The organism is Streptomyces sp. NPDC127084, from assembly GCF_042724175.1.
GTDB lineage: Bacteria > Actinomycetota > Actinomycetes > Streptomycetales > Streptomycetaceae > Streptomyces.
On record NZ_JBHXFA010000211.1, the window covers coordinates 1 to 9072 of the forward strand.

Consider the following 9072-nt stretch of genomic DNA (forward strand, 5'->3'; position numbering starts at 1 on the left):
GCCCCACACCCTTTCCGTTCACCAGGTAGTGAAGTACGGGTCCCGCAGGTCAGAGGGTGCCGGTGCTCGATGTGGTGCCGGGGGTGCCGGTGACGCCTTGGAGGTTGACGGTGGTGGTCGGGGACCAGGTGCCGTCGGCGTGGCGGATGATGTGGAGGAGCTTGTTGTCGGAGGTGGTGGTGGTGAGCTGGAGCTCACCGTCGACGTGGGCGGCGCCCAGGGACTTGGCGGTGGCCGTGCCGAGGTAGTCCTTCAGGTCGCCGAAGGTGGTCCAGGTGCGGTCGGCCTTGCGGATGGCGTGGTACTGGCGGGTGCCGTTGTCAGTGGCGATGACAATCTGCGCGTCGCCGCCGGTGCCTGCCATGCTCACGGCCGTGATGGGGCCGGTGGTGCCGGCGGCCTGAGCGACGTTGCCCCAAGGAGCCCACTGTCCGGCGGTGTTGCGGACGGTGTGGAATGCCTTGCCGCCGTTGACCGCGATGACCTGGAGCTCACCGCCGACGCTTGCGGTGGCGGCGGCGGTCACGGTGCCGATCGGTCCGGCGGCTCCGGAGACGTCCCCGAAGCGGGACCAGTGACCGGTGGCGTTGCGGAGGGTGTGGAACAGCTTCCCGTCGGCGACAGCCACGACGTGGAGGTCGTTGCCGACGGAGACGGCCGAGACCTGTGTGACGTTGCCGAGGACGCCGGCGACATCGCCGACGTCACCGAATTTCGACCAGTCGCCGTCGGCTTTGCGGACGGTGTGGTGGATGCGGCCGTCGCCGCCGAGGGCGACCACGTGGGTGTCGGCGTTGATGCCCGCGGCCGCGGCTGCCCGGACACCGTTGATGTCGCCGGCCTTGGCCTGGACGTCGGTGAAGCCGGTCCAGGAGCCGTCGGCCAGGCGGATGCCCTGGTAGAGGCTGGTGCCGGTCTGGACGAGGGTCTCGGTCTTCCATCCAGGGGCGAGGGCACGGCTCTGCAGGACCCACTGGCCGAGGTCGTCGACCCTGGTGGCGAACGCACCGGCGCGAGATCCCGTGCTGCCGAGGCAGTCGCCCTGCCAGGACCGGCTGGTGACGCCGAAGAGGGTGTACTTGTTGACGCCGTCCTGGCGCAGCGCCGGGCCACCGGCGTCGCCCGCGCACACGGTCGCGTCGGTGGGCGTCTTGGCCATGAGGTCGAAGCCGGTCGCCTCCATGGCGCCGGTGGTGAAGAGGGCCTCGTGGCGAATGCCCGGGGCCCACTCGGTCCTGGTACGTCCGAAGCCGGCGACGGTCAGTTGCTGGCCCGGGGCGGGCGCGGTTGAGGAGAGGGGTACCGGGGCGATGCCGGTGGCCGGCCTGTCGAGCCGGGCCATGACCAGATCCCGGTCCGGATGCGGCACCAACTGCACGATCTCGCTGGTGTGACCGCCGAGCAGATTGATGTGCGGCTTGCCCAGTACGACGGTGGTCTTCTCCTTGGGAGCCCCGGCGGCGACGTCGTTGCTCTCGGCCGGCTTGTCGGCGAAGCAGCTCTTGGCGGAGAGGACCCACTGCGCGTCGACCAGCGCGGCGGAACAGCGCTTGGTGTCACCGATGAGCAACTTGCCGTTGAAGCCGAGGCCCTTGATGTCGGCGGAGGCGCCGGGAGGTGTGTTGGAGCCGGTACCGGTGACCCGCAGGTCCAGCACCACCGCCTGCTTGGGGTCGGTGGGGTGAGCCTCACCGAAGCCCTTGGACGTGTCCTTCGGAACGGTCAGGTTCTCGGTGGTGCCCTCGATCGAGACGGACGCCCTGATGTCGCGGCTGTATGTGCGGATTCGGTAGGCCCGCGGGATGTTCACCTTCAGGTAGCCGGTGTCGGCGGCCTCGAAGCAGACCTTGGAGTCGTTGTGGGCCGGCAGGTTCAGTGCCCAGACCTCGATCTGGTGGCTCCCGCACTCGACCTGGACGATGTTTCCGTCGCCCGCGATCAGGTCGGCTCCGGTGTCGTCCAGGACGTCGGACCGGTAGGGGTAGGCACCGTCCTCGACCGCGTACGGTGCTTGGGCGTTGGCCGGGGTGGCAGGGGGTGCGGGCTCGGCTGCGGCGGCGAGCGGAGCGGGAACCCCGGCGACGGCGGCGACCGCGATGGCTGCGGGCAGCCAGGTGCGTGTACGCACTGGTGTGGCTTCTCTTTCGGTCAGGCCCCGTGCACCTCGAACGCGAGGGACGAACGGAGCAGCTGGACGACCGATCGCGCAAGTGCACGATCGGCCAAGATCGCCTGGGGGGTCGCGACGAAGCATAACGTCGATCCATCACCCTGATCGTCCATCAATATCTCGAATCGGTAACCGTGCTGTTTGTCCGTCAGTGAACGTAGAAATCACATCAACGCTGGTTGTGCTTTACTCCTCCTGCGCTGGGCTGCCATGCCCGGCGGGGATCTGGGCGTCTGCCGGCCTGGGGGGCCTGAGTACGCCGGCGCCGGATCCCGCCTCCACGCGTGACCACGGCCTATCCACTCTGTCCGCGGCCTGTTCATGGGCCGAGGCCTGACCTGCCGTGGAATACACCGACCTCTCGAAGGGGGAACCTTCTCGTGCGTCACCACACAGGCCGTCGGGCCGGGGTGTGGCAGCAGGGGTACACGCTGGCCGGGAGGGCCAGCCGTGGCCTGCTCCCCATCGCCCTGCTCGCCGGACTGGTCTCCGCGGCGCCCGCCGTCGCGGACGAACCAGGCACACCTCCGCTGTCCGACCGCCAACGCGTCGTCAACAGCTGGAAGGACGGCGGCCCGGCCGTGAAGGCGGCCGCCGGATCAGCCCTCGTCGGCAACGACGAGCAGATCCGCGCCTACCTCGCCGAGGGCCAGAGGATCGCCGAGGACCTCGACCTGCGCGAAGCCGCGCTCAAGCTCGTCACCGAAGCCGGCCCAAGTGTCAGCGAGGCCGCCCGCAAGGCACTCGAAGGCTCGCCCGAACAGCTGTCCGCCTTCATGAAGGACGGCTGGAAAGCGCCGCTTGCCGACGACCAGCGCGTTGAGGCCGCCCGCATCACCGAAGGCGGGGGCCCCACCACCCGCGAAGCCGGTGACAAGGCCATGGCCGGCAGCCTCGACGACATCAAGGCGTTCTTGGCCGAGGGTCAGTACACGCAACGCGACGACGACGCCCGCCTCCGCGTCGCCCAGATCGAGGCGAGTGGCGGCCCCGCCACCAAGCGCGCCGCGAGCGACGCACTGAACGGCTCGATCGACGATGTCCGCGACTTCCTGACCTACGGCCAGCACATCACCCGCGCCCAGGACCAGGAACACGCCACGATCACCGATCTGGCCCAGCAGACCAAGGACGCCCAAGCCGCCGCCGAGAAGGCGCGCAAGAGTGCCGAGGAGCAAGCCCGCAAGGCCAAGACCGCCGCCGCCCTCGCCAAGCAGGAGACCGCGAAGGCGGCCGCGGAGACCAAGGCCGCCAAGGGCGACGCCCGGCGGGCAGCGGACGCCGCGCGCCGCGCGGCCGAGTCCGCCCGACGGGCCGCCTCGGCAGCCCGCACGGCCGTCGCAGCCGCCCGCGCCGCGAACGCAGCTGCCCAGGCCGCGGCAACGGCAGCCCACAACGCGTCCACCGCCGCCCTGTACGCGTCCCAGGCCGCCGACGGCGCCTGGCTGGCCGCGAACTCCGGCAAGGTTCACGAGGACATCGCCGCCGAGGCCGATCGTGCCGCCGCCGAGGCGACGCGGATCGCGGACTCCGCCGACGCCATGCGCGAGACCCTGAAGCACTCCAGCGCGGCATTGGACGCGGCTCTCTCTGCGATCAACGACATGACCGCCTCCGCCGGCCAGGCCGACGAGGCCGACAGCTGGGCCAGGCAGTCCGGTGTGCACTACGGCGAGGCCAAGGCCGCCGCGAACTCCGCGCGCCGCCACGCGGCCGAGGCCAAGCGTGCCTCCGAGCAGGCCCGTGCGCACGCCAACGCCGCAGCGGCAGCCGCTCAGGAGTCGGCCGCAGCCGCCCGCTCGGCCGCCGCCCACGCTCGAAACGCCGCCGCCGCTGCCCGCAAGGCCGCAGAACACGCAGGCGACGCCCAGGCCGCTGCCGACAAGGCCAAGGCGAACGCCGCCGACGCCCTCGCCGCCGCCCAGAAGTCCGGGCAGGCGCTCAAGCAGATCCAGGAGGTGCAGGACAAGGCCCGTGCACGTGAGGCCGAGGAGGTCACCGCCCGCACCACCACCCAGGTCAACGAAGCCCGCGACGCCAAGGAGATGTACGACCTGGCCAAGGCGGAAGTGAACCGGCTGCTGCAGGAACGCAACGAGCTCGAGGGCGACTTCGCCCAGCTCGCCATCCAGGCCGAACAGCCCGGAGCCGACCCCGCGCGGATCGCCGCCGCTGGCCGCAAGATGGCCCTCACCGCCCTGCAGGTCCGCGGCCCCTGGTCCCGCACGGCCGCCGAGACGGCCCTCTCCGGCGACGACGCGGCCGTCGTCGCCTACGCCACCGACGGCTGGAAGAAGGCCACCGAGCAGGACGAACGCCAGCAGGTCAACCAGATCGCGCTCACGGGCGCGTACAAGGACCTGCGCGATGCCGCCGCCACCGCGCTCAAGGGAACGCCTGCCGAGGTACGTGCCTTCCTGACCACCGGCCAGTACCGGGCCGCCGCCCCCGACCGCCGTGTCGAGGTCACCAGGATCGAGGAAGCCGGCGGAACCGCGGTGAAGGAGGCGGCCTCCGCCGCGCTGGACCACCCCGACTCCAAGGCGCTGAACGACTTCCTCGAGACCGGTCAGCACAGGGCACGCCTGGAGGATGACCGCGTCGCGGCAGCACGCCTCGCCGAAGGCGGCACCCCCGAAGTCAAGGCCGCCGCCGAAACGGCACTGGCCAGCCCCGACACCCAGCTGCGCACTTTCATCGAGTCCGGCCGGCACCGCGCCAAGCGACGCGATCAGCTCAACGCGGCCCACATCGCCCAGATCAAGGCGATCACCGCCGCAGCCAGTGAGGACTCCGCCCGGGCCTACGAGGACGCCTTCAAGGCCGCCCAGGCCGCGTCCGACGCCCAGAACGACGCCAACGCGGCCGAAGCCCACGCCAAGCAGGCCGCCGCACACGCCGCCGAGGCGGCCGGCTACGCCGACCAGGCCAAGCAGTCCGCCGACAGCGCGCGCAAGTCCTCCAACGACGCGGCGGCATCCGCGGCCACCGCACGTGACGCGGAGTGGCAGGCAGCGCGCAGCGCGGCGAGCGCCGAGCAGTCGGCCGCCGCGGCCTACGCCAGCTCCCTGGCCGCCGCGGACTACGCCGCAAGCGCCTTCAAGGCCGCCGAAGCCGCCAAGGTCTCCGCGACCAACGCCGGCATGAGCGCCAAGGACGCGCAGATCAAGCACGGCGAGACCGTCGAGCGCTACATGATCGACGAGTACAACAAGGAGGTCCAGAAGCGGCAGGCCGAAGAGGCCGCAGCCAAGAAGCGCAACCTCATCAAGCTCGGCGCGGGGATCATCACCTTCCTCGGGACCGGCATGCTCCCGCCCGACATCTCGTTCGGAGTGCGGCTCGACCTGCTCCACGGCGGGCTGGACATCCTCGGCATGATTCCGGCGTTCGGCGAGGTCGCCGACGGCGCGAACTGCGCCATCTACGCCATCGAAGGCACTATCCAGCACTTCCAACCCATCGGCCGCGAAGGCGCCTGGACCGACGCAGGCCTTGCCTGCGCCTCCATGATCCCCTTGGCCGGCTGGGCCACCACCCCTGCCAAGTGGGCACGCTACGCGGAGAAGTACGGCTCCAGCACCAAGAAGATCTTCGATGATCTCAAGGACGTCTTCAGGAAGGCGCCGAACTGCCCGCGCACGAACAGCTTCCCGGCTGGAACCCGTGTACTGATGGGTGACGGCTCCTCACAGCCGATCGAGCAGATCCGTGTAGGCGACTCGGTGCTTGCGACAGATCCCCGCACCGACGTAACCGGACCGCGACGGGTCGAAGCCACCATTTACACTCCGGATGATCTCGACTTCACCGAAATCACCCTGGACGGGCGCCGCGGAGAAGACTCCGTGACAGCGACGGACAACCACCCCGTCTGGTCTGCCGCGTCGAAGAAGTGGACTGCGGCCGCCGACCTCAACGCTGGTGACTCCCTGCGGAGTTCCAGCGGCGACCCGGCACCGATCAGCAAGGTACGCCGCTGGAAGACACTCCAGCCGGCGTACAACCTGACCGTCAACGACCTGCATACGTACTATGTGCTGGCGGGCAGGACTCCGGTACTCGTTCACAACAGCAACGGACCGTGCGGGGTATGGCAGTCCGAGTTCGACGATCTACCGAAGGGGAGGCAGGGGCATGTTCGGGAAATGCCTGATGAGCAGACAATGCGCAGCGCCTTCGACCGCTGGACTGCCGGCGCTGAGAGACTCCCGGCGCGGGGTCCGCGGATCCCCGAGGTGTATCGACTCGAGGATGGCACCGTGATCCAGTGGAGAACGGCATCGGCCTCCGGTGGAGCGACGATCGATATCTCTCCTGGTAGCGGTGGAAAGGCGCTGAAGGTTCACTTGCCATGATCGACAGAAGTGTGTTCGCTGACGTGTTGATCGAAGGGCTGGACGATTGGGTACCGATTGATCAGCTCATCTGGGCAGCGCGGGAAGGAACGACGGGGCGACCGTGGAAGGAGTTCTTCGCCGAACTGCTGCACTTCCTGCTCGAGAATGGCCTGATCCAGATCGGTGAACTTGCCGCAGAGGGATTCTCGCCGTGGAGGGGGGAGGTCGGCGAAGTTGTCCGGTTGGTACTCGATGACCTTGAGCGCCTTTCCTGGGAGCCCAAGCTGGGAAGTCGCGCCTGGATCGCCAATACGGAAGCCGGCAACGAAGTCGCACGGTCACTGATCGACTGAGCGCCGGTCTCGGGCTGAGGTTGTTCCCGGCCCACGTGTAATGAGTTCGGCGTCCGTGGCCTCCCGTGTCTTTCCGTAGCTGACCGACGAGCAGGTGTCGCACATGGAGCTGGGCTCCACCCCGCGCGGGGTGGAGCCCAGCAGCCTGCGGCAACGTGGTCAAAAGACCGCACACACCCTGGCGCAGCCACCCGCGGAACGGTCCGTGAACGGTCTGCTGGGCACCCGATCGAGGAGACGCCGCATAATCGGTGTGTGCCCGCCCAGGGTGCTGTGGAAAATGCGTCCATGCAGATCCGTGACGTGCGCCTTGACGAATTGTCACTCCTCCAGGACCTCGAAAGAGCCGCCGGGCAGTGCTTCCGCGACGTCGGCATGTCAGAGATCGCCGAGGACGACCCGCTTCCGCTCGGTGAACTGGCCCGCTACCACCGCGCCGGGCTGGCCTGGGTCGCGGCTGACCACTCCGACGCCCCGGTCGCCTACCTGATCGCTGACCGAGTCGACGGAAACCTCCACGTCGAGCAGGTCTCCGTGCATCCGGCCAGCGCGCGGCTCGGCATCGGCCGACTGCTGCTGGAGCATGCGGCGGCTCACGCCGCAAGCGAGGGCGCACTCGCCCTGACCCTCACGACGTTCGCCCAAGTCCCGTGGAACGCCCCCTACTACGCGCGCTGCGGATTCCAGCTCATCAGCGGCAGCGGGCTCACTCCCGGACTGCGGAAGATCCGCGACCGCGAGGCGGCACACGGCTTGGACCAGTGGCCGCGCGTCTGCATGCGCCGCGCACTGTGCCCCCAGGCCTGTGCGTGCGGGAATCACCCACAGGACCGTCCCGTACACCCGCGTCGCGATCGAGGGCATCCGGACCGGGCGCCTCTATACGGAGATGGGCTGGTGCGAGATGACCGCTGAGTCCGAGCCGAACAGCGTGGCCGGCCTCCTGTCGCTGTTCTACCGGATCGCCCCACCTCGGTCGTCGACGGCCCGCGGGGGACCGCGACGCGCAACTACCTGGCAGACGACAACGCCGGCCGCCGGTGGTTCGTGAAGACCTATCCGCCGGGCACTGAACTGGATGGGGAGCAGGAGGCCCTGCGGCTGGGCGAGTTCGCGCGCCGCAACGGCGTACCGGTACCGGCCGTACGGCGGTCGATGTCCGGTGATCTCATCGTCACGGCCGACGAAATCGCGGTGTCCGTCTCCGAGTACATAGACGGCGCGCAGACCGCCGAAGGCGGCCTGCACGGCAGCCGGTGGGCGTCGGTCGGAGCGGCGGTGGGACGTCTGCACCAGGTACTGGCCCATCATCCGGGCGGGCGTCCACGGCAGGTTCCCGCGAGCTGCCGCCCGCCGTTCCCGGGTACGTTCAGGAATCCGCGGGCAGAGCCAGCTCGGCCGCGTCGCGGGCGCGTTGGACCGCCTCGGCGAGTGCGGTCGACGCGACGGCGGCCTGGCGGCTCGCATCCTCGGCCTGCCCGACGGAGAAGGCGTCGGCGCTGGTCTCGGCCACCAGGTCCAGATAGTCCTGGTTGCTCTGCTCCAGTTCCTCCAGCCGGTCCTGCTGCGCGAGCAGGGCGTCGATGCCGCGGGCCTGGCGGGCGTACTCCTCAAGAGCGGTCACGCGCGCGGTCACGGCGTCCCGGCTGGTCGTCAGGGCCGCGTTCTGGGAGGCCAGGACGGTATCGACGGCCGTGCCAGGGCTGGAGGTGAGGGCCTGCCTGTGCTTCATCGCCAACGCGCTGATCTTCTCCGTGTCCTTGGCGATCTGCCAGAGGGTATGGGGGAGTTCCACGGTGTTGCGGGCGCTGTCGACGACGTCGCGGCGGTGTGCCTGCGACGTCGTGATCGCCTCGACGGCGGTGGCAGCGCGTACCACCAGTGCGCGGTCGATGCCCTGCAGGTCGCACGGGCACACATACCGTCCCGGGCGTCGGCGGGCGACGGCGGCGGGCGACGGTCGTGACACCCCGCGGGCAGCACCGATGCCTGCCAGTAGCGACACCGCCAGGCAGATGAGGGCCGAGCCCACCTCGCCCTGGGTCAAGGCGCCGATGAACGCCAGGAGGCAGATCCCCGACACCGCTCCGGCCAGCAGGCAGCCGCAGCCCGGGGTCTGCTCCTCGCCCGACTGCCCCTCCACGGTCGCCCCGCCCCCGCCCTCCGAGGACGGCCCGGCCGAGCCCGGGACCCTGGGGTGCGCCCGGCG

The 9072-nt window shown here is 69.8% G+C and carries 4 protein-coding genes and 2 pseudogenes; 4 read left to right on the forward strand and 2 right to left on the reverse strand.

Annotation, left to right across the window (positions count from 1 at the left end; translation table 11 throughout):
* Positions 1-49: 49 nt before the first annotated feature.
* A complete protein-coding gene (locus tag ACFWI9_RS30910; protein WP_387167574.1) occupies positions 50-2128 on the reverse strand; it encodes a trypsin-like serine protease in 2079 nt (692 codons plus the stop codon).
* Between the two features lie 422 nt (positions 2129-2550).
* Here ACFWI9_RS30910 and ACFWI9_RS30915 point away from each other — a divergent pair, with 422 nt between their 5' ends.
* The 4 genes and pseudogenes from ACFWI9_RS30915 to ACFWI9_RS30930 form a co-directional block, all read left to right on the forward strand.
* Positions 2551-6528 carry a polymorphic toxin-type HINT domain-containing protein gene (locus ACFWI9_RS30915; RefSeq protein ID WP_387167577.1) on the forward strand — a complete coding sequence of 1326 codons (3978 nt, stop codon included), beginning with the start codon at positions 2551-2553 and terminating at the stop codon, positions 6526-6528.
* Positions 6525-6863 (forward strand): hypothetical protein, encoded by a 339-nt coding sequence (locus ACFWI9_RS30920; protein WP_387167581.1) that lies wholly within the window; start codon positions 6525-6527, stop codon positions 6861-6863. Before ACFWI9_RS30915 ends, ACFWI9_RS30920 begins: the two co-directional genes overlap by 4 nt.
* A 288-nt stretch (positions 6864-7151) precedes the next feature.
* Positions 7152-7655, forward strand: a pseudogene (locus tag ACFWI9_RS30925) (GNAT family N-acetyltransferase); the annotation flags it as partial.
* A gap of 255 nt (positions 7656-7910) precedes the next feature.
* Positions 7911-8138: pseudogene (locus ACFWI9_RS30930) on the forward strand (aminoglycoside phosphotransferase); the annotation flags it as partial.
* Between the two features lie 94 nt (positions 8139-8232).
* Here ACFWI9_RS30930 and ACFWI9_RS30935 read toward each other — a convergent pair.
* On the reverse strand, positions 8233-9072 hold an 840-nt coding region (locus ACFWI9_RS30935; RefSeq protein ID WP_387167584.1), incomplete at its 5' end, for a hypothetical protein.

Bases quoted from the DNA above. Each gene is read 5' to 3' on its own strand.
- ACFWI9_RS30920 (WP_387167581.1), top strand. From the start codon at position 6,525: ATGATCGACAGAAGTGTGTTCGCTGACGTGTTGATCGAAGGGCTGGAC.